This window comes from Pseudomonas sp. TMW22080 (assembly GCF_022496745.1).
Classification (GTDB): Bacteria; Pseudomonadota; Gammaproteobacteria; order Pseudomonadales; family Pseudomonadaceae; genus Aquipseudomonas; species Aquipseudomonas bubulae.
In genome coordinates, this window is the sequence record NZ_SCFF01000007.1 from 53,412 (window position 1) to 76,544 (window position 23,133).

A 23,133-nucleotide genomic window follows, 5' to 3' on the forward strand; every position below is an offset into this window, starting at 1 on the left:
TTTTTTTAAGTTGTACGATGACGTACGACGCAACGAATCGCTAACGTATTTCTCATCACAATGTGCTCCCAGGGTGTTCGAATAATGAATCCACAAGAACTGAAGTCCATCCTCTCTTCCGGTCTGTTGTCCTTTCCGATAACCGACTTCAATGCTCAAGGTGATTTCCACCCTGAGGGTTACATCAAACGTCTGGAATGGCTGGCTCCGTACGGCGCTTCGGCCCTGTTTGCCGCTGGCGGCACGGGTGAGTTCTTCTCCCTGGCAGCCAGCGAATACTCGCAAGTGATCAAAACCGCAGTCGATACCTGCGCTACCAGCGTGCCGATCCTGGCCGGTGTCGGCGGTTCGACCCGCCAGGCCATCGAATACGCCCAAGAAGCCGAGCGCCTGGGCGCCAAAGGCCTGCTGCTGTTACCGCATTACCTGACTGAAGCCAGCCAGGACGGCGTTGCCGCCCACGTTGAGGCTGTGTGCAAGTCGGTAAACATCGGCGTGATCGTCTACAACCGCAACGTTTGCCGTCTGACCGCACCGCTGCTGGAACGTCTGGCCGAGCGCTGCCCCAACCTGATCGGCTACAAGGATGGCCTGGGCGATATCGAATTGATGGTGTCGATCCGTCGCCGCCTGGGTGATCGCTTCAGCTATCTGGGCGGCTTGCCGACGGCCGAAGTGTACGCCGCGGCCTACAAGGCACTGGGCGTTCCGGTTTACTCTTCGGCGGTGTTCAACTTTATCCCGAAAACCGCGATGGAGTTCTACCGTGCGGTGGCCCGTGACGATCACGGCACGATCGGCAAGATCATCGATGAGTTCTTCCTGCCGTACCTGGACATCCGCAACCGCAAAGCCGGCTACGCGGTCAGCATCGTCAAGGCCGGGGCCACCATTTCCGGTTACGGCGCAGGCCCGGTGCGTCCCCCGTTGACCGATCTGCTGCCGGACGAGTACGAGGCGCTGGCAGCCTTGATCGACAAGCAAGGTCCGCAGTAAGCAATGACCAAGGCCGCTGAGTAATCAGCGGCTTTTTACGTAAAGGAATACGATCGGTGGCTCACGCAGCTCCCACATAAGTTCCACCCGTCAGCTACAGCCAAAACAGATTAACCCGCACATAAAAATAATCAGTGGGAGTAGTACTACATGCAAGCGACCAAGCCGACGCATGTCCGTTATTTGATTTTGCTCATGCTTTTTCTGGTGACCACGATCAATTATGCCGACCGTGCCACTATCGCCATCGCAGGTTCCAGCCTGCAAAAAGACCTCGGCATCGACGCCGTGACCCTGGGCTATATCTTCTCCGCATTTGGCTGGGCCTATGTGGCCGGGCAAATCCCCGGTGGCTGGTTGCTCGACCGGTTTGGCTCGAAAAAAATCTATGCCCTGAGCATCTTTACCTGGTCCCTGTTCACCGTGCTGCAAGGCTTTGTCGGTGAATTCGGCATGTCCACGGCCGTGGTGGCGCTCTTCATGCTGCGTTTTCTGGTGGGGCTGGCCGAAGCGCCGTCCTTTCCCGGCAACGCCCGCATCGTGGCCGCCTGGTTCCCCACCGCCGAACGTGGCACGGCCTCAGCTATTTTCAACTCGGCGCAATACTTTGCCACCGTGCTGTTTGCACCGTTGATGGGCTGGATCGTGTATTCCTACGGTTGGGAGCACGTCTTTATCGTGATGGGTGTGTTCGGCATCGTCTTCTCGGGCATCTGGCTCAAAGTGATCTACAGCCCGCGTGAGCACCCGCGCATCAACGAAGCGGAGTTCAAACACATCGCCGACAACGGCGGCATGGTCGACATGGACCAGAAAGGCAAAAAGGCCGACGGCCCCAAGTGGGACTACATACGCCAACTGCTGACCAATCGCATGATGCTCGGCGTTTACCTGGGTCAGTACTGCATTAATGGCATCACTTATTTCTTTCTGACCTGGTTCCCGGTGTACCTGGTGCAGGATCGCGGCATGACCATCCTCAAGGCCGGTTTTATTGCCTCACTGCCGGCGGTCTGCGGGTTTATCGGCGGCGTGCTGGGCGGGGTCATTTCCGATTACCTGCTGCGCAAGGGCCACTCCCTGACCTTCGCCCGCAAGGCGCCGATCATCGCCGGCCTGCTGGTATCGAGCAGTATCGTGGCCTGCAACTATGTGGACATTGAATGGATGGTGGTGGGCTTTATGGCCCTGGCCTTCTTCGGCAAGGGCGTGGGCGCACTGGGCTGGGCCGTGGTTTCCGACACCTCGCCCAAGCAGATCGCCGGCTTGAGCGGCGGCCTGTTCAATACCTTCGGTAACATCGCCTCCATCACTACCCCGATCGTCATTGGCTACATCATCAGTGCCACCGGCTCGTTCAAATGGGCGCTGGTGTTTGTCGGTTGCAACGCACTGGTGGCGGTCTTCAGCTATCTGGTGATCGTCGGCCCGATCAAGCGTGTGGTACTTAAAGAACCACCGACCAGCGACCCGAAAATCGCTGACATTTTACCTGTCCATATTTGAGGAGCGGCGTCATGACGTTGATTGAACATTCCGACTCACCGCGCTCGATCCGCCTGCACCCGCGGGATAATGTCGCGGTGGTGGTCAACGACCAGGGCGTACCGGCGGGTACTGTGTTTGCCGACGGGCTGGTGACGGTGGATTTTGTCCCCCAGAGCCACAAGGTCACGCTGGCGGCTATTGCCGAAGGTGGCGAGGTGATCCGCTACGGTCAGGTGATCGGCTATGCCCTGCAAGCCATTGCGCGGGGCAGTTGGGTCAATGAGGACCAACTGCGCATGCCCACCGCACCGCCGCTCGATAGCCTGCCACTGGCCACTGATGTTCCCGCACCGCAAGTGCCACTTGAGGGCTTCACCTTCGAGGGTTATCGCAACGCCGATGGCACGGTCGGGACGCGCAATATCCTCGGCATCACCACCACCGTGCAGTGTGTGACCGGCGTGCTGGACCATGCGGTCAAGCGCATCAAGGACGAGTTGTTGCCCCGTTACCCGCATGTCGATGATGTGGTGGCTCTGACCCACAGCTACGGCTGCGGTGTGGCGATCAGCGCCACCGACGCCTATATCCCGATCCGTACCGTGCGCAACCTGGCGCGCAACCCCAACCTGGGTGGCGAAGCACTGGTGATCAGTCTGGGCTGCGAAAAGCTCCAGGCCGGCCAGGTGATGCACGAAAACGACAGCTCAGTGGACTTGAGCGAGCCGTGGTTGTACCGCTTGCAGGACTCCAGCCACGGCTTTACCGAAATGATCGAACAGATCATGGCGCTGGCCGAAGTGCGGTTGAAAAAGCTCGATCAACGTCGCCGCGAAACCGTACCGGCGTCCGAGCTGATTTTGGGTATGCAGTGCGGTGGCAGCGATGCGTTCTCCGGCATCACTGCCAACCCGGCGTTGGGCTTTGCCTCGGACCTGCTGCTGCGGGCAGGGGCGACGGTGCTGTTTTCCGAAGTCACCGAAGTGCGCGACGCCATCTACCTGCTGACTTCCCGTGCTGTCAACGAAACCGTCGCCCGAGAACTGGTGCGTGAAATGGACTGGTACGACCGTTACCTGGCCAAGGGTGAGGCGGATCGCAGCGCCAACACCACGCCGGGGAACAAGAAAGGCGGGCTATCGAATATTGTCGAAAAGTCCCTGGGCTCCATCGTCAAATCCGGCAGCAGCGCGATCAATGGCGTGCTGGGGCCGGGCGAACGGGTCAAGGGCAAGGGCCTGATCTTTTGTGCCACGCCTGCCAGCGATTTTGTCTGCGGTACTTTGCAACTGGCCGCCGGTATGAACCTGCACGTATTCACCACAGGTCGCGGCACGCCTTATGGGTTGGCGATGGCACCGGTGGTGAAAGTCTCGACCCGCACTGAGCTGGCCCGACGCTGGCCGGACCTGATCGATATCGACGCCGGGCGCATCGCTACCGGGCGGGCGAGCATCGAGGAACTGGGCTGGGAGCTGTTCCATTACTACCTGGACGTGGCCAGCGGTAAACAACACACCTGGGCCGAGCAGCACAAATTGCACAACGACATCACCCTGTTCAATCCGGCGCCGATCACCTAGAGCAGTGAGGTGCCGCCGAACCCCGTAGATACCTTCCAGTGGGAGCGAGCCTGCTCGCGAAGGTCGTTCGCGAGCAGGCTCGCTCCCACAGTTGAAGTTTTCCCGTAGCAGCGGGTTACTTGGCCCTTGAGCTGCAGGCGAAGCCGTCGGGGCCAGCCGTTTGCGTGCAGGCGCGTTCGGCGGGCAGGTTTTTCACCGGCTCGCGCAAGTGGTTACGATTTTTGCCGTCGCGCTCCAGGTCAAAGGCGTCATACAACTTGCCAGCGGCGGTGTAGCTGCGCACCTTCAGCCTTGAGTCCTGTACGTCGACCGTCTGGTACAGCTGGGTTTCTTCAGCACTGCGATCCGGTTGCTGCCGGGCCCGGTCATTGAGGCCATACATCTTCGAACCCGCCACCGAGACCATATACACCGGTCCCTGAATCTTGCCGCCGGCTTGTGCGGCTTTGGACGCAACACGCCCGGCCTCGTTGCTGACACGGCTGTAGCAGTGATCATGGCCCTGCAACACCAGATCCACCGCATAACGCTCGAACAGCGGCTTCCAGGCAGTTTTCAACGGCTCGGTATCTTCGGGGCGGGCGCAGGTGTAGACCGGCTGGTGAGTGACCACGATATTCCAGCGTGCGGGGCTGGTTTTCAGGCTCTGCTCAAGCCAGCGGGTCTGTTGATCAAGGGTGCCCATATCGAGCGCCGAGGTGCCATCAAGGACGATAAACCGCACACCCTGATAGTCGACAAAGTAGGTGGTGTCTTTGAGCCCATCAACACCGTTTTGCGGCAGGGCGAACTGGCGGCTCCAGTGCGGCCCGAGAGTGCGGGTTTCGCTGCCGTCGGGGTTGAGGCCGTCGAGGTATTCGTGGTTGCCGGCGGCCACTAGCTGGGGAATCATCCCGTAATTGAAACCACCTGCCTGGTTCCATTCGCCCCATTGATCGTCGTGTACCAGGTCTTCGCGTTGCGACACCAGGTCCCCGGCATGCACGATCAACGCGGGGTTGGCCACGCTCTGCAAGGCCTGGCGAATGCTGCGCGAGGCCAGTGACAGAATGTCGTTCTGCACATCGCCCATATAAATAAAGTTGAACGGCTTGAAACTCTTGGTCGCAGTGTGGAACTGCAACCACTCACTCCAGCCGTCGCTGCCCTTGACCCGGTACACATAGGCCGTGCCCGGCTGCAGGTCGTGCAGGCGTACCTGGTGGAACAACGCCGCGCCGTTCTCGTTGTCCAGGCTGATGCTTGTGCCCTGGACCTCATGCGCCGCCTTGGCCAGTTGCGGGCCATCGAGGGCAGGAGCCAGTTGCAGCTGGCTGGCCTGCTGGCGGGTATCGGTGCGGAATGTTACGGCCATTTCCCTGGCAGGATCGGCCCCGGGGGTCAGCACGATACGGTCGGCCAGGCCACTGGCGGCATAAGGCGCGCCGGGGGAGTGGGGCAGCGGCGTGTCGGGGGCGGCGCAAGCGCTGTTGATCACGGAAAAAAGCGCGAGGGCCAGTAATGTGGGGCGAATCATGGGGGCTCCTTGAGGGCTGAATGCCCGTCAAGGAAACAAAGCCCCATGACACCGGGATGACGGCGGGGGTCGATTTGGCTCAGTCACAAGTCGCTTTGCGCGTGGCTTGTGGCCCGCAGCGGGGTAAACGTTGAGGCGAAGGGGGTCGTTTGAGATCACCCCTTCTGCGCCATTTCTGTAGATACTCTGTTGCCGGTCAACCCTCCCTGTGGGAGCGAGCCTGCTCGCGAAAGTCGTTCGCGAGCAGGCTCGCTCCCACAGTTAAAATTCCCTTCAGAACTAGCGGGTTGCCTGCATCGCGGGCAAGCCCAGCTCCCACACATTCTCCTCCCGTGATGGTTGTGCCGCGCTGGATGCCGCCACGCGACCAATCACCAGAATCGCCGGGCTCTTGAGTTCAAACGCCTGAGCATCTTTCTCCATCGCCGTCAGGTCGCTGCGGCATTCGCGCTGGTGGGGCAGGGAGGCATTTTCGATCATGGCCACCGGCATGTCCGCCGTCATGCCGCCCGCCAGCAATTGTTCGCGGATCTCGCTCAACTTTGCCACCCCCATATACACCACCAGCGTGGTGCCGCTTTGCGCCAGCGCCTGCCAGTTCACCTGGCTGTCATCCTGGGTGTGTGCCGTCACCAGCGTCACCCCACGGGCCACGCCGCGCAGGGTCAGGGGGATAGCGCATTGCGTCGCGCCAGCCAGGCCGGCCGTGATGCCATTGACCAGTTCCACCTCAACCCCGTGTTCACGCAACCACTGTGCCTCTTCACCGCCACGGCCGAAAATGCATGGGTCGCCGCCCTTGAGTCGAACCACGCATTTGCCGTGGCGGGCATAACGCAGCATCAGGCGATGAATAAACGCCTGTGGAGTCGAACGACAGCCCCCGCGTTTGCCCACCGAAATCACCCGCGCAGCGGGGCAATGCTCCAGCACCGCGTCATTGACCAGATCGTCAATCAATACGACATCTGCTTCGCGCAGGGCGCGCACGGCCTTGAGCGTCAGCAGTTCGGGATCACCCGGCCCTGCGCCCACCAGCCAGACTTTTGCACTCATTGTGATTTCCTCACGGGTTAATGGCGACCGGCTGCGCCTGGGCAGTCAGCAAGCGCTTGATTTGCGGGACACAGGAGCCGCATTGCGTCCCGCAGCCCAACGATCTTTTCAGTCCCTGCAAGTCCAGCCCTTGGGCGATGCCAGCCTCAATCACGCTCTGACTGACGTTCTTGCAATTGCACACAATCGAGTTGCCAGCGGTCGGGGCGTTGGCGTTGCCCGGTGGCGCGCTCAGTGGCGCCAGCAGCCAGCGGCGCAATTGCTCGTCGGCGCGGCCTTCCTGCCACAGGTTTTGCAGCCAGTGCCGTGCCAGGGTTTCGCCCGCCAGACGAATCGCAGTGATGCTTCCGTGCTCGATGCGCACCCGCTTGCCAATGGCGCGGCGCGGGTCGTCGTAAGCCAGTACCGGCCCCTCGTTGAGCCCCAGGCATTGATCAATCTCGCGTAGCAGTTGCGGATCGGGTGCGCTGGCGCTGGCGGCACGGATCAGTAACGCAGGGCGCTCGCGGCCAGTCAGGCTGAAACTGACGTACGAAAAGGTTTCGCAGAGCTGGCGCAGTGTCTCGAAGTTCTGTTGAACATCACCCTCGATCAGAGCGAATAGGTGCCAAGGTAATTGCGCCGGTTCCAGGCGCACGGCGCTGTGTTTGAGTTCCGGTTGTTTGGACAGCGGGTCAAACGCTGGCACGGTCAAGGTGTTGACCCCGCCCTTGAGGAAGCGGTCACCCCAGTGCATCGGCAAAAACGCCTGCCCCGGGCGCACGCTGTCGTCGCTGCTGACTGGAACAATCACGGCGCCGCGCCGACTCTTGAGGCTGACCAGATCTCCGGGCTGCAGGCGATGACGGCGCAACTCGTCCGGGTGCAGGCTCAACACCGCTTCGCTGACGTGACCGAACAATTGCGCGGCCGTACCGGTACGGCTCATGCCGTGCCATTGGTCGCGCAGGCGACCAGTGATCAGCGTGAGGGGGAAGCGTGCGTCGCGCTGCTCCTTGGCGGCGCGGTAGGGCTCGGCCACGAACTGCGCACGACCGGTGGCGGTAGGGAATGCCCTGTCCAGATACAGCCGCGCTGTGCCTTCACGAGCCCCCGTCGGGAAGGGCCACTGTTGCGGGCCGATGGCATCGAGCACTGCATGGCTGATACCCGACAGGTCCAGATCACGGCCAGAGGTCAGGTGCTTGTATTCGTCGAACACCTGGGCTTCAGTTTCAAATGCAAACAGGCTGCTGTGCTCGGGACGCAGATGTTTTTCCAGGCGCTGTGCGAAATCCACCGTAATTGCCCAGTCTGAACGGGCTTCGCCTGGTGCCGGGATGGCTTTGCGTACATGGGAAATACGCCGTTCAGAGTTTGTCACTGTGCCGTCCTTTTCTCCCCAACTGGCGGCGGGCAACAGCAGGTCGGCGAAGGCCGCGGTTTCGGTGGTGTGAAACGCCTCTTGCAGCACCACAAACGGGCAGGCCTGCAACGCCGCCCGCACGGCAGTCTGGTCCGGCATGGATTGCGCGGGGTTGGTGCAGGCGATCCACACGGCCTTGACCTTGCCGCTGGCCATTTGCTCAAAGAGTTCGATGGCGCTCAGGCCGGTGTTCTGCGGCAGTTGCTCAACCCCCCAGTAAGCGGCGACTTCGGCCCGGTGTTCGGCATTGGCCGCATCACGATGGCCGGGTAACAAGTTGGACAGGCTACCGGTTTCGCGCCCGCCCATGGCATTGGGCTGACCGGTAAGCGAGAACGGTCCTGCACCCGGGCGGCCGATTTGCCCGGTGGCCAGATGCAGATTGATCAGGGCGCTGTTTTTCGCGCTGCCGGCGGTGGACTGGTTCAGGCCCATGCACCACAGCGATAAAAAACTTGGGGAGGTGCCCACCCATTCGGCGCATTGCTGCAGTTGCTCGACGCTGATGCCGCACAATTGCGAGACCATCTGCGGGGTGTAATCGCGCACCAGGCTTTTCAGCTCGGGCAGGCCCTGAGTGTGGGCCTGGATAAAGTCGCGATCGACCCAGTCTTCCCACAGCAATAAATGCAAAATCCCGTGAAACAACGCGACGTCGGTGCCCGGTAAAATTGCCAGATGCAGGTCGGCCAGATCGCAGGTATCGGTACGCCGCGGGTCGATAACGATGACTTTCATCTGCGGACGTCGGGCTTTTGCCTCCTCCAGGCGGCGAAACAGTACCGGATGTGCGTAGGCCATATTGCTGCCGACGATCATCACGCAATCGCTCAGCTCCAGGTCTTCATAGCTGCAAGGCGGCGCATCGGCGCCCAGGCTTCGTTTGTAGCCGACCACGGCCGAGGACATGCACAGCCGCGAATTGCTGTCGATATTGTTGGTGCCCACCAGCGCCCGGGCCAGTTTGTTGAAGGCGTAGTAATCCTCGGTCAGCAACTGCCCCGAGATATAAAACGCCACGCTGTCGGGGCCGTGCTCGGCGATGGTGGCGGCGAACACATTGGCCGCGTGATCAAGGGCGCTGTCCCAGTCGATGCGACCACGGGCCAGTGCCTTGCCCAGGCGCAGTTGCGGGTACAGCGCGCGGGCATTGAAGTCGCCGGTCAGGTGCAGGGTCGAGCCTTTGCTGCACAGCTTGCCATAGTTGGCCGGATGCGTCGGATCGCCGCTAACGCCGAGAATACGCTCGCCATCATGTTCGATCAGCACGCCGCAGCCGACCCCGCAGTAGCAGCAGGTGGAGGCGGTGATCTGGCGGCTCATCAGCCTGCGTCCCGCAGGGCCAACTGCACACGGCCATTTTCCACCCGCGCCTGATGGTGGTGGGCGCAACCGATGTCCGGAGCCTGGGCTTCGCCGCTTTGCAGATCGATCTGCCAGTTGTGCAGCGGGCAGGCGACGCGCTTGCCGTAGATCAAACCCTGGGACAACGGGCCGCCCTTGTGCGGGCAGCGGTCGTCGAGGGCGAACACTTCGTCGTCGCTTGTGCGAAAAATCGCGATATCACCCTTCGGTCCGCTGATGATCCGTGAGCCCAGGGTGTTGATTTCTTCAAGTGAACAGATATCGAGCCAGTTCATGCCGGCACCTCCAGATTGTTCACGGGGATGACCTCGAACTCCTTTTTCAGCAACGGCTGCACCAGGCGCTCTTTCCACGGGTCTTGCTCAAACGACAGGGAAAACTGCAGGCGATCATTGAGCGCCTTGCGCCGTTCGGGGTCTTCAAGCACAGCCTTTTTGATGTGCTCCATACCGACCCGTTGCAGGTAATGCACGGTGCGCTCGAGGTAGAAGGCCTCTTCGCGATACAACTGTAAAAAGGCACCGTTGTACTCGCGTACTTCTTCAGCCGTTTTGAGTTTGACGAAGAACTCGGCAACCTCGGTTTTGATCCCGCCATTACCGCCGATATACATCTCCCAGCCGGAGTCCACGCCGATAATTCCTACGTCCTTGATGCCTGCTTCCGAACAGTTACGCGGGCAACCGGACACTGCCAACTTCACCTTGTGCGGCGACCACATATTGAACAGATCGTGTTCCAGTTCGATGCCCAGTTGCGTCGAGTTTTGCGTGCCGAAGCGGCAGAACTCGCTGCCCACACAGGTCTTTACCGTGCGGATGGATTTGCCGTAGGCATGCCCCGAGGGCATGTCCAGATCCTTCCACACGCCCGGCAGGTCGTGTTTTTTTATCCCCAGCAGATCGATGCGCTGCCCGCCGGTAACCTTGACCATCGGCACGTTGTACTTGTCGGCCACATCGGCGATACGCCGCAGCTCGGAGGGGTTGGTGACGCCGCCCCACATCCGCGGAACCACCGAGTAGGTACCGTCTTTTTGAATGTTTGCGTGAGCCCTTTCGTTTATTAGCCGTGATTGCGGATCATCGCGGGCCTCTCCCGGCCAGGTCGAAATCAGGTAGTAGTTGAGCGCCGGGCGGCAGGTGGCGCAGCCGTTTGGCGAGCGCCAGTTCAGGTAGCGCTGGGTGTCGGCGATGGTCAGCAAATGTTGCTCGCGAATGGCCCGGCGGATTTGTCCGTGGTTCAGGTCGCTGCAGCCGCAGATGGCTTTTTCGCTTTTGGGTTTGACGTCTGCCGCGCCCCCCACGGTGTTGATCAGAATCTGCTCCACCAACCCGGCGCATGAACCGCAGGAGCTGGCCGCCTTGGTGTGCTTTTTGACCTCATCAACGCTGAACAGCCCGTGCTCTTGAATAGCCTTGACGATGGTGCCCTTGCACACGCCATTGCAACCGCAGATTTCGGCGGTGTCGGCCATGCTCATGGCCTTGTCCTGGCCCTGATGGCCGACATCGCCTATGGCATTTTCACCAAACATCAAATGATCGCGGATCTCACCGATGGCGTGATTCTCACGGATTTGCCGGAAGTACCAGCCGCCGTCTGCGGTGTCGCCGTACAGGCAGGCACCCACCAGAATGTCGTCCTTGATCACCAGCTTTTTGTAGACCCCGCCAATCGGGTCGCTGAGGGTGATGATTTCAGTGCCTTCACCGCCCATAAAGTCGCCTGCCGAGAACAGATCGATGCCGGTGACCTTCAGTTTGGTCGACGTAACCGAGCCCTGATAGCGGGCAAAACCCAGTTGCGCGAGGTGGTTGGCGCAGACCTTGGCCTGCTCGAACAGTGGCGCCACCAGGCCGTAAGCGATGCCGCGATGGCTGGCGCATTCGCCGATGGCGTAAATGCGCGGGTCGTAGGTTTGCAGGGTGTCGTTGACGAGAATGCCGCGATTGCAGGGGATGCCCGCCTGCTCGGCAAGCTCGGTATTGGGCCGAATACCGGCAGCCATCACCACCAGATCTGCAGGGATGATCTCGCCGTTCTTGAACTCCACCGAGCCCACCCGGCCATTGCCAGCATCGTGCAGGGCATTGGTCTGTTCGCGCAGGCGAAAATGCAGGCCGCGTGCTTCAAGAGCATTTTGCAGCAGTTGGCCGCTGATCGGGTCGAGTTGGCGATCCAGCAGCCATTCGCCGATATGCACCACGGTCACATGCATGCCGCGCAGCATCAGGCCATTGGCTGCCTCCAGCCCCAGCAGTCCGCCGCCGATGACCACCGCGTGTTTATGGGTTTTGGCGGTATCGATCATCGCCTGGGTATCGGCAATATCGCGGTAGCCGATCACACCGTCCAGGGTGTTGCCGGGGATCGGCAGGATAAAGGGCGTAGAGCCGGTGGCAATCAGCAGACGGTCGTACTCGGCTTCGGTACCGTCTTCGGCGATAACCCGGCGCCTGGCCCGGTCGATCTGCACCACCTTGCGGTTGAGCAGCAGCTTGATGTTGTTGTCCAGGTACCAGTCCAGATCGTTGAGCACTATCTCCTCGAAGGTCTGTTCCCCGGCCAGAACGGGCGAGAGTAGGATACGGTTGTAGTTGGCGTGAGGTTCGGCGCCGAAGACCGTAATGTCGTACAGCTCGTTGCTCAGTTTGAGCAACTCTTCCAGGGTGCGAACCCCGGCCATGCCGTTGCCGATCATCACCAGTTTGAGTTTTTTCATCAGGTTCTCCGCGAGCAAGGCCGGCCTTCTGGGGGGCATTGCGGCCTTGCTCGACACATTGTGCAAAAACAAAAAAAGGCGTCCCGCTAGTTGCCTAGCGAGGACGCCTTTGTCCTTGTCCCGTTCTCTCGGGAAACCTGGTATTCGTCGTTGAAGACCGGGTTTTATGTTTGATGGATTAGCTAATGCAGTGGTTGTGCCAAGTTGACAAGAGCCCGTGTTTACACGATGTCTGGATATTCGCGGGGTGTTTTTGTGCACCGATGCAATGCGCCTCGCCCGTTATTGGGGCGCCGCTTGCCCTGTAGCGAACACCTTTATGGGTGAGACAGCAAAAATATCAGCACCAGATTTATCAACAACGACACTGATGCCACCGTCCGCCATACCTTTAACGGCTCGCGCTCCAGCAAGGGCCGGGGGCGCACGCTCAAGCTCTGGCGCTCACCCTGCTCCAGTTGTAGCAGCCATTCTTCGGCCGTTTCAAAGCGTTGCGCCGGATCGGCGGCAACCCCGCGCTCAAGGTTATGGGCAATCCACTCCGGCAGATCGGGTCGATAACGACTGGCGCTGACAGGCATACCAAAGCGCGGACGCTGAAATGCTTCGATTTCTCCGTAGGGGTAATGCCCGGTCAGCAGGTAATACAGCGTCACGCCCACGGCGTAGAGATCCTGTCCGGGGCTGGGTTTTTCGCCGCGAAAGGCTTCCGGGGAGAGATAACTGGGTGTGCCGGGCAACGTTGATGGCAGATCCTCCGACAGACCGGGGCAGTAGGCCAGCCCAAAGTCCAGCAAGCGCAATTCACCGTCGTCACCCAGCAACAGATTGTGCGGTTTGATATCGCGATGAAAAATCTGCCGTCGGTGTAACAGGCCCACAGCTCGCAACAGGCGCTCGGCCAGATCCAGCCATTGTGCCAGGGGCAGAGGCCCGCGCTTGGTATAGAGATTTTCCAGGGTGGTGCCTGGGTATTCACGCATCACGTAGTACAAATGCTGACGCTGGCTGGCGGGGTGCACCTCGGGGAAATGACGACCCGCCACGCGCTTGAGGAACCATTCTTCCGATAGCAGCGCTTGCCCTGCCAGGTGATCGTCGTGCAGATGGGCCGGCAGGGTTTTCAGTAGCCAGGGCTTTTGCTGTGCATCCCGCACCCGGTAGAGCAGTGATTGCTGGCTCTGGCCAACATGGCTTTCGACCTGCCAGTTTTCAAAGTGTTGCCCCGGTTTGAGCGCGGGCGGTAGTGGCCATTGCTGCAGTTGCGCCAGGGCGTCGCCGATGGCGCTTTCCCCCAGAGCGTCGACCCTCACCAGCAGAGCGCTGGCATTGTCCTGACTGCCTGCCCGATGCGCGGCATTCACCAGCGTGCTGGCGGCGCTTTGCAGGTCGGGAAGATCACGCAACAGGGCGGCTATGGCGGTATCGCCCAGGGTCGACCATATACCGTCACTAAGCAGCACAAAGGTCTCGCCCTGTTGCAGTTCACCGTCCAGAAAATCCACCACCAGATACTGATCCAGCCCCAGCGCCCGCTTGAGCACATGCTGCATACCCGGCTGGTCCCAGACGTGGTCTTCACTGATGCGCTGCAAGGTTGTGGCGTGCCAGCGGTAGACCCGGCAATCACCCACATGGGCCAACGTAAAACGCCTGCCGCGCATGACCACAGCACTTACCGTGGTCAGCAGCGGTTGCCCGCCGCCATTGACCCGCAGCCAGCTATTTTGCGCTTGCAGCAAACGCTCCAGTGCCTGGGCGACGCTCCAGGTTTCTGGTGTGGCGTAGTAGTCCAGCGCCAGTGCCTGCAACGTCGAACGGGCGGCCAGGCCGCCATCGGCGCATTGGCTGACGCCATCGGCAATGGCAAATAAATGCCCCTTGCTTGCCGCCAGCATGGGCACAGGCGTGACTTCGCGCAGTGCGTCCTGATTCTCTGCGCGAGGGCCGATGGCGCTGGCGTGGGCGAAACTCAGTTGCAGACTCATCGCAGTCTCACACTCGGGCAGCGGTCACGGCAGCCGAGCCCCACGTTGTTCTCCAGCGGCGCTTGACCCCGTGCAGGCCGAACCAGGCCAGTACGCCAAGGCTGGCAAATAACCACAAGGCCAATTGATAGCTGCCGGTGCTTTGTTTAATCGCGCCCATGCCTGCTGCGAGGGCGAAACCACCAATGCCGCCTGCCATGCCGATCAAGCCCGTCATAACGCCAATTTCACGACGAAAGCGCTGAGGCACCAATTGGAAAACTGCCCCGTTACCTGCACCCAATCCCAGCATTGTGCAGACGAAAAGCGCCAGTGCTGCATAGGAGCTTGGCAGGTTGAAACCTACGGCGGCGATGCTGATGGTCGCCAGGGTGTACATCCCCAACAGGGTACGAATACCGCCGAAGCGATCTGCCAGCGCACCGCCCAGCGGCCGCATCAAACTGCCGCCAAACACACAGGCGGCTGTGTAGTAACCCGCCGTCACCGGGCTTAGTCCGTATTGATCGTTAAAATAGCCGGGCAGGGCGCTGGCCAGGCCGATAAAGCCGCCGAACGTCACGCTGTAGAAAAACATGAACCACCAACTGTCGCGGTCGCCCAGGGCCTTGAAGTAATCGCTCATGGACTTGGCCACGGGCCGTTCCGGGGCGTTTTTGGCCAACCAGGCAAACACGAAAATGCACAGCACCAGCGGGATCAGGGCAAAGCCGAACACATTGCTCCAGCCATAGGCCGCTGCCAGCACCGGGGCCAGTAGCGCAGCGAACACCGTGCCAGAGTTGCCTGCACCGGCGATGCCCATTGCCTTGCCCTGGTGTTGCGGTGGATACCACTGCGAGGCCAGCGGCAACGCAACGGCAAACGAGGCGCCAGCCATGCCCAGAAACAGTCCCAGCAAAAGAGCCTGCTCGTAGCTGTGAATACCGTGCTTCCAGGCCACAAACAACGCACCAATAACAATGACCTGACCGATCAGCCCGGCGGTTTTGGGAGACAGGCGATCAGCCAGCAGGCCCATCACAAAGCGCAGCACGGCCCCCGCGAGGATCGGCGTGGCCACCACCAGCCCACGCTGTTGCGTGGTCAGGTGCAGGTCGGTGGCAATTTGCACGGCCAGTGGGCCGAGCAGATACCAGACCATAAAACTCAGGTCGAAATACAGAAACGCCGCGAACAGGGTTGGAGTATGGCCGGACTTCCAGAAGCTTGAATTCATCGCGCACCTCAACGGTTGATCGTTTTTAGAAGAAGAGTTGCGATGGGGCGCCGTAACGGCCGCACCACCGGCCCCGGTCGCTGGGGCCAAAACGAAAAAACGCCGCTGCCGGATCCGCCATGGGCGAATCAGGGGAGCGACGTCTCTGTCGTAGATGGGGCAACCGCCGTTGGTTACCGGTAAGGATTGCTTAGCGAAAACTGTGCCAATTGAGGAGGATCATGGGTCAACCCAGAAGCTCACTCATGGCTATGATCTGTTCCGCCACCTGTATCAGTTTTTGTTGGCGGCTCATGGCCTGGCGGCGCATCAGGGTGTAAGCCTCTTCTTCGTTGCAGCTTTTCATCTTCATCAGCAGACCCTTGGCCAGTTCGATGCGCTTGCGCTCGGCCAGTTGCTGGTCGCGGGCATGCAGTTGGGCGCGCAGGGCTTGGTCGCTCTCGAAGCGAGCCATGGCCACATCGAGAATTGGCTGCAAGCGCTGTGCGTGAATGCCTTCGACAATGTAGGCGCTAACCCCTGACTTGATCGCCTGACGCATCACGCCGGGGTCGTGCTCGTCGGTGAACATGATAATCGGTCGTGGTTGGTCCCTAGACACCAACACCACTTGCTCCATCACATCGCGGCTTGGCGACTCGGTATCGATCAGGATCACGTCCGGGCGCACCGTTTCGACGCGAGCAGGCAGGTCGATGGTCAGGCCCGACTCATCGATTACCTCAAATCCGGCTTCACTCAGCGCGGCTTTCAGGCGGCCGACTTTTTTCGCCGTGTCGTTGATCAGCAAGATACGCAGCATGGGGGTGGCTCCGGTCAACGACGGGCAGCAAGAGGAGCGCGGGTGCTCATGGCATGCAGCGCAAAGCTTCGGGCATAGCCTGCGGGATCCGAGCCGTCCCACACCTTGCCATCGAGCAACTGGCTGCTGCGCATGTTTGCGGCACCTGCCGGCACCTTAACGGCGTTGGCCGCGTCGCGGTACAGGGCCAATTGCTGAACCTGACGGGCAACACCGAGGTAGTCCGGGTCTTCGCGCAGCAAGCCCCAGCGGCGGAACTGGGTCATAAACCACATGCCATCGGACAGGTACGGCAGGTTGACCTCGCCGTCACCATAAAAACGCAGGGCGTGCGGGTCTTGCCAGTGCTTGCCCAGGCCGTCGTTGTAGTCGCCGAGCAGACGCGGCGCGATGCACTCTACGGGTGCATTCAGGTACTCGGGGGCGCTCAGCAACTGCGCGGTACTGCGCCGGTTTTCGTCGCTCTGCTCGATAAAGCGGCTGGCTTCCAGGATCGCCATCACCAGCGCCCGGGCGGTATTGGGGTACTGCTCGACAAACGCCCGGGTACAGCCCAGGACTTTTTCCGGGTGATCGGGCCACAGCGCCTGGGTGGTGGCGAGGGTAAACCCCATATTCTGTGCAACCGCGCTGGCAGCCCACGGCTCGCCGACGCAAAAGCCGTCAATGCGACCTGCCAGCAAGTGCGCAACCATCTGTTGCGGTGGTACCACTACGCTGTTGACGTCTTGCAGCGGATGAATGCCCTGACTCGCCAGCCAGTAATACAGCCACATGGCATGAGTGCCCGTGGGAAAAGTCTGGGCGAAGGTCAGTTTCGATCGACTTTGGTGCACGTGTTGTTGCAGCGCCTCAGGACGGGTCACGCCCAGGGCCTGCAAACCGTGGGAGAGGTTGAGGCTCTGGCCGTTTTGGTTAAGCCCCATGAGTACGCTCATGTCGGTGGCCGCCACGCCGCCAATGCCCAGGTGCACGGCGTAGATCAGCCCGTAGAGGCTGTGGGCGGCGTCGAGCTGGCCGTTGACCAGATTGTCCCGCAGGCTGGCCCAGGACGACTGGCGCTTGAGGTTCAGCGTCAGCCCGAAGGGCTGGGCGAACCCTTGAGTGGCGGCCACCACCACCGAGGCACAATCGCTGAGGGCCATAAAACCGAGATTGATTTCGGTTTTTTCCGGGGCATCGCTGCCGTTGACCCAGGCCAGAGGCCCGGCGAGTGATTCGTTCATGGGAGGCAGCACCTTGGCAAAAGCATACTGCGAGGGTGCAAGGCATATGCCAGAGGTGTTGACCCAGTTGAAAACCTGGATTTTACAGGGCTTTGGATTTGCGCTTGCCTTTAATGGGGTGGCTTACTTCAAACGGTCTGCGCCTTGCGATACGCGGTCTCGTGTTCGCGCTTGTCAACGGCGACGACGAACACCACAACCTCTTGATCAATGACCTGATAGATCAGTCGGTAACCCGCGCTGCGTAACTTGATTTTGTAGCAATCGGGCAGCTTGCGCAGCCGGTTGGCTTCAACGCGGGGGTTGAGCAACACCTCTGACAGTTTGCTCTTGAGTTGCTGCATGACCGGTTTGCGAGCTTGTGCCATTCCTTGAGTGCGCGCTGGTCAAACTCAAGATCAAAGGTCATCCAGTGTTACCTTGACCCTTTGCGGTGCAGCCAGGCGTTCGCGCACAGTGTTGATGAGGGCTTCGTCTTCTTCGGTTACCAGCATGGGGCGAAAGGGCAGTTGGCCGCGTTCGGCTACGTACTGAAATGCCTGGCGGACCAGTTCAGAGGGGGTGACACCCAGGCGCTCAAGTTCCTGGTAAGCGCGGGCTTTGAGTTCATCGTCAATGCGAATGTTGATGGAGGCCATGGCTTTGACTCGTGTAATGACGTTTGTCATTACGCTGACCTCTGCCCGTTTCTTTTGCAAGTGCCATTGGGCGGTTAAGTGTTCTGCGTTGTTCATATGCGCTCCTGAATTTAAGCCACCAAACCAAAGAAGGGGGGTCAGTTCTGTGAGCCTAGCTAGAGATAATCAGGTGATTCGTACGACGATTCGCTTTCATTCCCGTGAAACATCCGAGCGTAATCCCGCTCGCTTGCGCCTGTCCAAATCGGGGAAGAGTCTCGCTCCACCGCTGCTCAATGGCCGGTTGCCGCGTCGTAAAGCGGTTATGCGCGAGCCAGGCAAACAGGTGAATAATTGAAAGGGTTATTAACTTACAACTGAAAAGTTTATAACCCTTTAACGCCGCTAACACCGGACATGTTCTATAAAACTGCTCATCTATCGTTAGACTAAAAAGTGATTGGCTGCCCGAGTTTTTATGCCTTTATGATCTGTTCACAACAACTCGTGAAGCAGGAGTGGGGCGATGACTATTCAAGTAAAACCCGTAGCGGGTCGAATTGGTGCACAACTTGAAGGCGTAAAACTGGGCGGTGATATCAGTGGCGAAACATTCGAGTTTATTCATCAGGCCTTGTTGAAATATAAAGTCCTGTTCTTTCGCGACCAGCATTTAAGCGACGCCGAGCACGAAGCATTTTCCCGCCGCTTCGGTGATCAGGTGCCCCACCCGACCGTGCGCTCTGCCGAGCAAAGTTCCGCCATCCTGCACCTGGACGCCAAGGAAACCCGCGCCAACTCCTGGCATACCGATGTGACCTTTGTGGCCAATTACCCGAAAATCTCCATCTTGCGCGGTGTGGTCATTCCACCCTATGGCGGCGACACGGTGTGGGCCAATACCGCCTCGGCTTATAACGATTTACCCGAGCCGTTAAAGCAACTTGCGGACAACTTGCGCGCCCTGCACACCAATGTTTATGACTATGCGACGCCTCGCGGTACCGATGAGTCCGGTCTCAAGCGCTATCGCGAACAGTTCACTGCCGAAGTTTATGAAACTGAACATCCGCTGGTTCGCGTTCACCCGGAATCGGGCGAAAGAAGTTTGTTGCTGGGCCACTTTGTCAAAGATATTCAGGGTGTGAGCAGCAACGATTCCAAGCAACTGATTCGCCTGTTCCATGACCGCATTACCCATGTCGACAACACCGTGCGCTGGCGCTGGCAGGAAGGTGATGTGGTGATCTGGGATAACCGCGCCACCCAGCATATTGCTATCAACGACTACGGCGATGCCCCGCGCATCGTACGTCGCACCACCATCGACGGCGATGTGCCGGTGGGTGTCGACGGCCGCCTGAGCCAGGCGCTCAAGCCGACCCCGGACACCCGCTCGCCGAAAACCGAAGCCGACAAAAAACACCTCGCCGCCTGACGGCCCGCGCCTCATTGCTTCAAGGAAGACCTGCCCATGGCCACATTCAAAGTAAATGCCCTGTTGCGCAAGACCCGCATTGCCGCCGTGCTGGCGGCGGTCATGGCTGTTCCGCTGGCCGAGGCCGATGTGTTGCGCGTCGGTGTGGCGAGCGCCGGTGGCGGTGATCCGGTCACGTTCAGTGGCTCGCCGCTGGGCATCGTGCGCAACCAGCAACTGCTGGAAAAAGCCTTCGCCGGTACCGGCACCGAGGTGCAGTGGTTCTTCTTCAAAGGCGCTGGCCCTGCGGTCAACGAAGCGTTGTCCAACCAGCAGCTGGACTTCGCCTATCAGGGTGATCTGCCGGCGGTGGTCGGGCGCTCCAACGGGCTGGACACCAAACTGCTGGCAGCACTGGGGGTGCGGGCCAACCTGTATCTGGCGGTGCCAAAGGGCTCTGACATCAAGACCATCGAAGACCTCAAAGGCAAGAAGGTCGCGGTGTTTCGCGGCACCAACGGTCATCTGGTGTCGATCAACCTGCTGGCAGCGCACGGCATGAGCGAGCGCGATATCAAGGTGATCAACCTCGATGCCGGCAGTACCCAGGCAGCCCTGGTTTCCAATGGCGTGGATGCGGCCTTCGGTGGTCGTGAGCTGTTCAAGCTGCGTGACAAGGGCCTGATCGACATCGTTTACGACAACCCTGCCCAGGATGTGCGCTACACCCGTCAGACCGCCTTGGTGGTGCGCGGTGCCTATGAAAAAGAGCACCCGGGCAATGTGCAAAAAGTCGTCGATACCCTGGTGGATGCGGCGAAATGGGCGTCCGAAGACAGCCATCGTGATGAGGTGTTCAGCGAGTGGGCCAAGAGCAATGATCCGGTGGACTCACTGCGCGCCGACTTTACCGGGGTGAGTTTGCGAGACCGGAATTCGCCGCTGATCGACACCTTTCTGGTGAGTCGCTACCAGGCAGTGGCAGAGCAGGCCAAGGACGAAAAGCTGATCCGCCGCCCGGTGAGTATCGAAGGCTGGTTTGAGCCGAACTATTTGCAGACCGCGTTGAAAGCCAAGGGCCTGGAGAGCTTCTGGACGGCCTATGGCGTGGATGGCAAACAGCCCGCCGGCAATGCGGTAGCGGGCAAGTAACTGCATACCCTTATGGGGATACCCCTGTGGGAGCCCACAGGGACTCCGTTTTTTGTAGTAGCAACAAAGGAGCCAGGCATATGGCCAGGGCACAGACCGTCATACCGCAGCAGTACGCACCGGCGCTACCCAAGGGCAACGTCAAGCGTTTGCCACCGGCCCCGGCACGCCCGGTACGCAAGGTCGAAGTGCCGCGCACCTCGGCCTGGGCCACGACCCTGGGTGACCGGAGCTTGCCCTGGCTCTTGCCGCTGACCCTGCTGGGCCTGTGGTATCTGGGGGTTGAGCAGGGCTGGCTGTCAGAGCAGGTCTTGCCGCCACCAGCCTATGTTTACGAAACCCTGTCGGATCTCTTTGCTTCTGGCGACCTGTGGATAAATGCTGCCGCCAGCCTGCAGCGGGTAGTCGTCGGGTTTGCCCTGGGGGGCGCTATCGGTGTGGCGCTGGGGCTGGCGATGGGGTTGTCGAAAACCGTCGAGGATTATCTGCTGCCCACCTTCAATGCCATTGTGCAAATCCCGGTCTTGGGCTGGTTGCCGTTTGCCTTGTTGCTGTTCGGCATCGGCGAGCCGCTCAAGTACGTGCTGATTGCCAAGGCGGCGATGGTGCCGATCACCCTATGCACCTTGCAGGCTTTCCACCAGGCGCCCAAGGGCTTGCTGGAAGCAGGGCGGGCCTATGGTTTCAGCCGCTGGCAGAGTGTGGTGTTTATCGTGTTGCCGGCGGCTATCCCGACCCTGTTTACCGGCCTGCGCCTGGGCTTCACCAAGGCCTGGCTGTCGCTGGTAGTGGTTGAGCTGGTGGCGTCTAGCGAAGGGCTGGGTTACCTGATTGTCTATGGTCGCCAACTGTTCCAGCTGGATCTGGTGATGGCCGCCGTGGTGGTGGTCGGGGCGATCGGCCTGGTGATCGACCGTGGTTTTGATTATGCCGAGCGCCGCCTTAATCGTGGCCGCGCACCGGTAGCGGGGCGCCTGTCATGAGCAGCGCATTGGCTATCAGTCATGGCAGCAGCCGTCGCTATCGCGGCTGGGTGTTGCCGATCAGTGCCGTCGCCCTGTGGTGGCTGGCTTCGCATATGGGCTGGAGCCAGTCCGGGCTGCTGGTTTCACCGGAGAAAGTGGCGGCCACGGCCTGGGACCAGATCGCTTCGGGCAAGTTCTGGCGGGCCATCAGCGCCAGCCTGACGCGCAACCTGAGCGGCTTTTTTATCGGCACCACCCTGGGCCTGGTGCTGGGTTGCCTGCTGGGCCTGTCGCACTATTTCGAGCGTTTGGTCGGCCCGAGCTTCAACACCTTCAAACAGATTTCGCTGTTCGCCTGGATCCCGCTGATTTCGGTGTGGTTCGGCCTGGGCGATGTGGCCAAGGTGGTGTTTTTGTCACTGGCGGCCCTGGTACCGGTGGTGGTCAATACCTGCGACGGCCTGCGCAATGTGCCGCCCAACCTGCTGGAAGTGGCGCGGGTCTACCGCTTCAGCCGTTGGCAGACCATCGTCGGAGTCATGCTGCCCGCCGCCTTGCCCTCGATTTTCACCGGGCTGTATCTGGCGCTGGTGTACTCGTGGCTGGCGACCATCGGCGCCGAATATCTGCTGGTGTCGGGGGAGGGCATCGGCAACACGCTGATCGATGGCAGCGAGCATTTCATGATGGACCTGGTGCTGTTCGGCATGGTGGTCATCGGCCTGGTGGGCTGGAGCCTCAATGCCCTGGCCCGAATTTTTGAGCGACGCATGCAACGCCTGTACGGCATTGAACCGCGTTGATCGGCACTTTCAAAAGGATTGCAGCATGCTCAATAACAGCCTGACCCTGGAAAACATCAGCAAGCGCTTTGCTTCGCGCCCCGGTAGCAGCAGCCAGTTGCAAGTGCTGGACAATATCCAGCTGGATATCGCTCCCGGCGAATTTATCAGCATCGTCGGTGCCAGCGGTTGCGGCAAGTCCACCCTGCTGCGCCTGATTCTGGGCCTGGACGAGGAGTACGAGGGGCGCATCCTGCTCAATGGCCAGCCCATCGACGGCACGGGGCTGGAGCGCGGCATCGTGTTTCAGGATCACCGTTTGTTCCCCTGGCTCAACGTTGAACAGAACGTTGCCGTGGCGCTGAAAAACTCGCCGCTGAGCACAAAGGAAAAGCGCGACACCGTGCGCGAACATATCGAACTGGTGGGCCTGCAGGACTTTATCGACGCCTACCCGCACCAGATTTCCGGCGGCATGGCCCAGCGTGTGGCGATTGCCCGGGGGCTGGTCAACCGCCCCAGCGTGCTGTTGCTCGACGAACCCCTTGGCGCCCTCGATGCTCTGACCCGGGCGCGCTTGCAGGGCGAGCTGCAAAACATCTGGGCCAAGGAAAAAATCACCATGATCCTGGTGACCCACGATGTGGATGAGGCTGTGTTTCTCGGTGATCGCGTGGTGGTCATGCAGCCCAACCCCGGGCGTATCCGGCGCATCCTCGATATCGACCTGCCGCGCCCGCGCAACCGCAGTGACAGCCGCTTTATCGCCCTGCGCGACGACGTGCTGAGTGACTTCGCCGAATTGCATTGAACCCCTGCCACCTGAATTCA

At 60.3% G+C, this 23,133-nt stretch carries 18 protein-coding genes and 1 pseudogene; 8 read left to right on the plus strand and 11 right to left on the minus strand.

Features of this window, described 5'->3' with window-relative positions; genetic code table 11:
• Nucleotides 1–84: 84 nt before the first annotated feature.
• From kdgD to garD, 3 genes are all read left to right on the plus strand, one after another.
• A complete protein-coding gene (gene kdgD, locus EQV96_RS22170) occupies nt 85–996 on the plus strand; it encodes a 5-dehydro-4-deoxyglucarate dehydratase (protein ID WP_240882411.1) in 912 nt (303 codons plus the stop codon).
• 150 nt (nt 997–1,146) lie between these two features.
• A complete protein-coding gene (locus EQV96_RS22175; protein ID WP_095002494.1) occupies nt 1,147–2,502 on the plus strand; it encodes an MFS transporter in 1,356 nt (451 codons plus the stop codon).
• 11 nt (nt 2,503–2,513) lie between these two features.
• On the plus strand, nt 2,514–4,067 hold the full coding sequence (garD, locus tag EQV96_RS22180; RefSeq protein ID WP_095020654.1) for a galactarate dehydratase: 1,554 nt from the start codon (nt 2,514–2,516) through the stop codon (nt 4,065–4,067).
• A 115-nt stretch (nt 4,068–4,182) separates the two neighbouring features.
• On the opposite strand, the gene EQV96_RS22185 is transcribed toward garD, so the two are convergent.
• The 11 genes and pseudogenes from EQV96_RS22185 to EQV96_RS22235 form a co-directional block, all read right to left on the minus strand.
• Nucleotides 4,183–5,583, minus strand: a complete 1,401-nt coding sequence (locus EQV96_RS22185; protein ID WP_176465004.1) for a metallophosphoesterase family protein — start codon at nt 5,581–5,583, stop codon at nt 4,183–4,185.
• Nucleotides 5,584–5,862: 279 nt separating this feature from the next.
• Nucleotides 5,863–6,639, minus strand: a complete 777-nt coding sequence (cobA, locus tag EQV96_RS22190; protein WP_240882412.1) for a uroporphyrinogen-III C-methyltransferase — start codon at nt 6,637–6,639, stop codon at nt 5,863–5,865.
• A 10-nt stretch (nt 6,640–6,649) separates the two neighbouring features.
• Complete coding sequence (locus EQV96_RS22195) at nt 6,650–9,367, minus strand: nitrate reductase (protein ID WP_240882413.1); 2,718 nt, start codon at nt 9,365–9,367, stop codon at nt 6,650–6,652.
• Nucleotides 9,367–9,684, minus strand: coding sequence for a nitrite reductase small subunit NirD (gene nirD / locus EQV96_RS22200; protein WP_095002498.1), 318 nt, complete (start codon nt 9,682–9,684; stop codon nt 9,367–9,369). The genes EQV96_RS22195 and nirD overlap by 1 nt, the downstream gene beginning before the upstream one ends.
• Nucleotides 9,681–12,134, minus strand: coding sequence for a nitrite reductase large subunit NirB (gene nirB / locus EQV96_RS22205; RefSeq protein ID WP_095025635.1), 2,454 nt, complete (start codon nt 12,132–12,134; stop codon nt 9,681–9,683). Before nirB ends, nirD begins: the two co-directional genes overlap by 4 nt.
• A 317-nt stretch (nt 12,135–12,451) precedes the next feature.
• Nucleotides 12,452–14,122 carry a bifunctional protein-serine/threonine kinase/phosphatase gene (locus EQV96_RS22210; protein ID WP_240882414.1) on the minus strand — a complete coding sequence of 557 codons (1,671 nt, stop codon included), beginning with the start codon at nt 14,120–14,122 and terminating at the stop codon, nt 12,452–12,454.
• Between the two features lie 7 nt (nt 14,123–14,129).
• The gene (locus EQV96_RS22215; protein ID WP_095002501.1) at nt 14,130–15,341 is read right to left on the minus strand and encodes a nitrate/nitrite transporter; all 1,212 of its coding nucleotides are present in this window, start codon (nt 15,339–15,341) and stop codon (nt 14,130–14,132) included.
• 226 nt (nt 15,342–15,567) lie between these two features.
• Nucleotides 15,568–16,143 carry an ANTAR domain-containing protein gene (locus EQV96_RS22220; RefSeq protein ID WP_240882415.1) on the minus strand — a complete coding sequence of 192 codons (576 nt, stop codon included), beginning with the start codon at nt 16,141–16,143 and terminating at the stop codon, nt 15,568–15,570.
• Nucleotides 16,144–16,157: 14 nt separating this feature from the next.
• Entirely contained in the window at nt 16,158–17,369 is a 1,212-nt protein-coding gene (locus tag EQV96_RS22225; protein ID WP_240882416.1) for a CmpA/NrtA family ABC transporter substrate-binding protein, read from the minus strand.
• A 128-nt stretch (nt 17,370–17,497) separates the two neighbouring features.
• Nucleotides 17,498–17,778 (minus strand): annotated as a pseudogene (locus EQV96_RS22230) (type II toxin-antitoxin system RelE/ParE family toxin).
• Complete coding sequence (locus EQV96_RS22235; RefSeq protein WP_095002587.1) at nt 17,768–18,007, minus strand: type II toxin-antitoxin system RelB/DinJ family antitoxin; 240 nt, start codon at nt 18,005–18,007, stop codon at nt 17,768–17,770. The pseudogene EQV96_RS22230 and the gene EQV96_RS22235 overlap by 11 nt, the downstream one beginning before the upstream one ends.
• Nucleotides 18,008–18,512: 505 nt before the next feature.
• Between EQV96_RS22235 and EQV96_RS22240 the strand changes: the two genes are divergently transcribed.
• The 5 genes from EQV96_RS22240 (at nt 18,513) to EQV96_RS22260 (ending at nt 23,113) form a co-directional block, all read left to right on the plus strand.
• Entirely contained in the window at nt 18,513–19,424 is a 912-nt protein-coding gene (locus EQV96_RS22240) for a TauD/TfdA family dioxygenase (protein WP_095002503.1), read from the plus strand.
• A 36-nt stretch (nt 19,425–19,460) separates the two neighbouring features.
• Nucleotides 19,461–20,555, plus strand: a complete 1,095-nt coding sequence (locus tag EQV96_RS22245; protein ID WP_095002504.1) for an ABC transporter substrate-binding protein — start codon at nt 19,461–19,463, stop codon at nt 20,553–20,555.
• Between the two features lie 80 nt (nt 20,556–20,635).
• The gene (locus EQV96_RS22250; protein WP_095002505.1) at nt 20,636–21,538 is read left to right on the plus strand and encodes an ABC transporter permease; all 903 of its coding nucleotides are present in this window, start codon (nt 20,636–20,638) and stop codon (nt 21,536–21,538) included.
• Nucleotides 21,535–22,323, plus strand: a complete 789-nt coding sequence (locus EQV96_RS22255) for an ABC transporter permease (protein ID WP_095002506.1) — start codon at nt 21,535–21,537, stop codon at nt 22,321–22,323. The genes EQV96_RS22250 and EQV96_RS22255 overlap by 4 nt, the downstream gene beginning before the upstream one ends.
• Before the next feature lie 25 nt (nt 22,324–22,348).
• A complete protein-coding gene (locus EQV96_RS22260) occupies nt 22,349–23,113 on the plus strand; it encodes an ABC transporter ATP-binding protein (RefSeq protein ID WP_095002507.1) in 765 nt (254 codons plus the stop codon).
• Nucleotides 23,114–23,133 lie beyond the last annotated feature (20 nt).

Coding starts and splice junctions, on each gene's coding strand:
- EQV96_RS22250 (WP_095002505.1), top strand. CDS start 20,636: ATGGCCAGGGCACAGACCGTCATACCGCAGCAGTACGCACCGGCGCTA.
- nirB (WP_095025635.1), bottom strand. CDS start 12,134: ATGAAAAAACTCAAACTGGTGATGATCGGCAACGGCATGGCCGGGGTT.
- EQV96_RS22185 (WP_176465004.1), bottom strand. CDS start 5,583: ATGATTCGCCCCACATTACTGGCCCTCGCGCTTTTTTCCGTGATCAAC.
- EQV96_RS22255 (WP_095002506.1), top strand. CDS start 21,535: ATGAGCAGCGCATTGGCTATCAGTCATGGCAGCAGCCGTCGCTATCGC.
- nirD (WP_095002498.1), bottom strand. CDS start 9,684: ATGAACTGGCTCGATATCTGTTCACTTGAAGAAATCAACACCCTGGGC.
- EQV96_RS22210 (WP_240882414.1), bottom strand. CDS start 14,122: ATGAGTCTGCAACTGAGTTTCGCCCACGCCAGCGCCATCGGCCCTCGC.
- EQV96_RS22220 (WP_240882415.1), bottom strand. CDS start 16,143: ATGCTGCGTATCTTGCTGATCAACGACACGGCGAAAAAAGTCGGCCGC.
- EQV96_RS22175 (WP_095002494.1), top strand. CDS start 1,147: ATGCAAGCGACCAAGCCGACGCATGTCCGTTATTTGATTTTGCTCATG.
- EQV96_RS22260 (WP_095002507.1), top strand. CDS start 22,349: ATGCTCAATAACAGCCTGACCCTGGAAAACATCAGCAAGCGCTTTGCT.
- kdgD (WP_240882411.1), top strand. CDS start 85: ATGAATCCACAAGAACTGAAGTCCATCCTCTCTTCCGGTCTGTTGTCC.
- EQV96_RS22195 (WP_240882413.1), bottom strand. CDS start 9,367: ATGAGCCGCCAGATCACCGCCTCCACCTGCTGCTACTGCGGGGTCGGC.
- EQV96_RS22215 (WP_095002501.1), bottom strand. CDS start 15,341: ATGAATTCAAGCTTCTGGAAGTCCGGCCATACTCCAACCCTGTTCGCG.
- EQV96_RS22240 (WP_095002503.1), top strand. CDS start 18,513: ATGACTATTCAAGTAAAACCCGTAGCGGGTCGAATTGGTGCACAACTT.
- EQV96_RS22245 (WP_095002504.1), top strand. CDS start 19,461: ATGGCCACATTCAAAGTAAATGCCCTGTTGCGCAAGACCCGCATTGCC.
- EQV96_RS22235 (WP_095002587.1), bottom strand. CDS start 18,007: ATGGCCTCCATCAACATTCGCATTGACGATGAACTCAAAGCCCGCGCT.
- garD (WP_095020654.1), top strand. CDS start 2,514: ATGACGTTGATTGAACATTCCGACTCACCGCGCTCGATCCGCCTGCAC.
- EQV96_RS22225 (WP_240882416.1), bottom strand. CDS start 17,369: ATGAACGAATCACTCGCCGGGCCTCTGGCCTGGGTCAACGGCAGCGAT.
- cobA (WP_240882412.1), bottom strand. CDS start 6,639: ATGAGTGCAAAAGTCTGGCTGGTGGGCGCAGGGCCGGGTGATCCCGAA.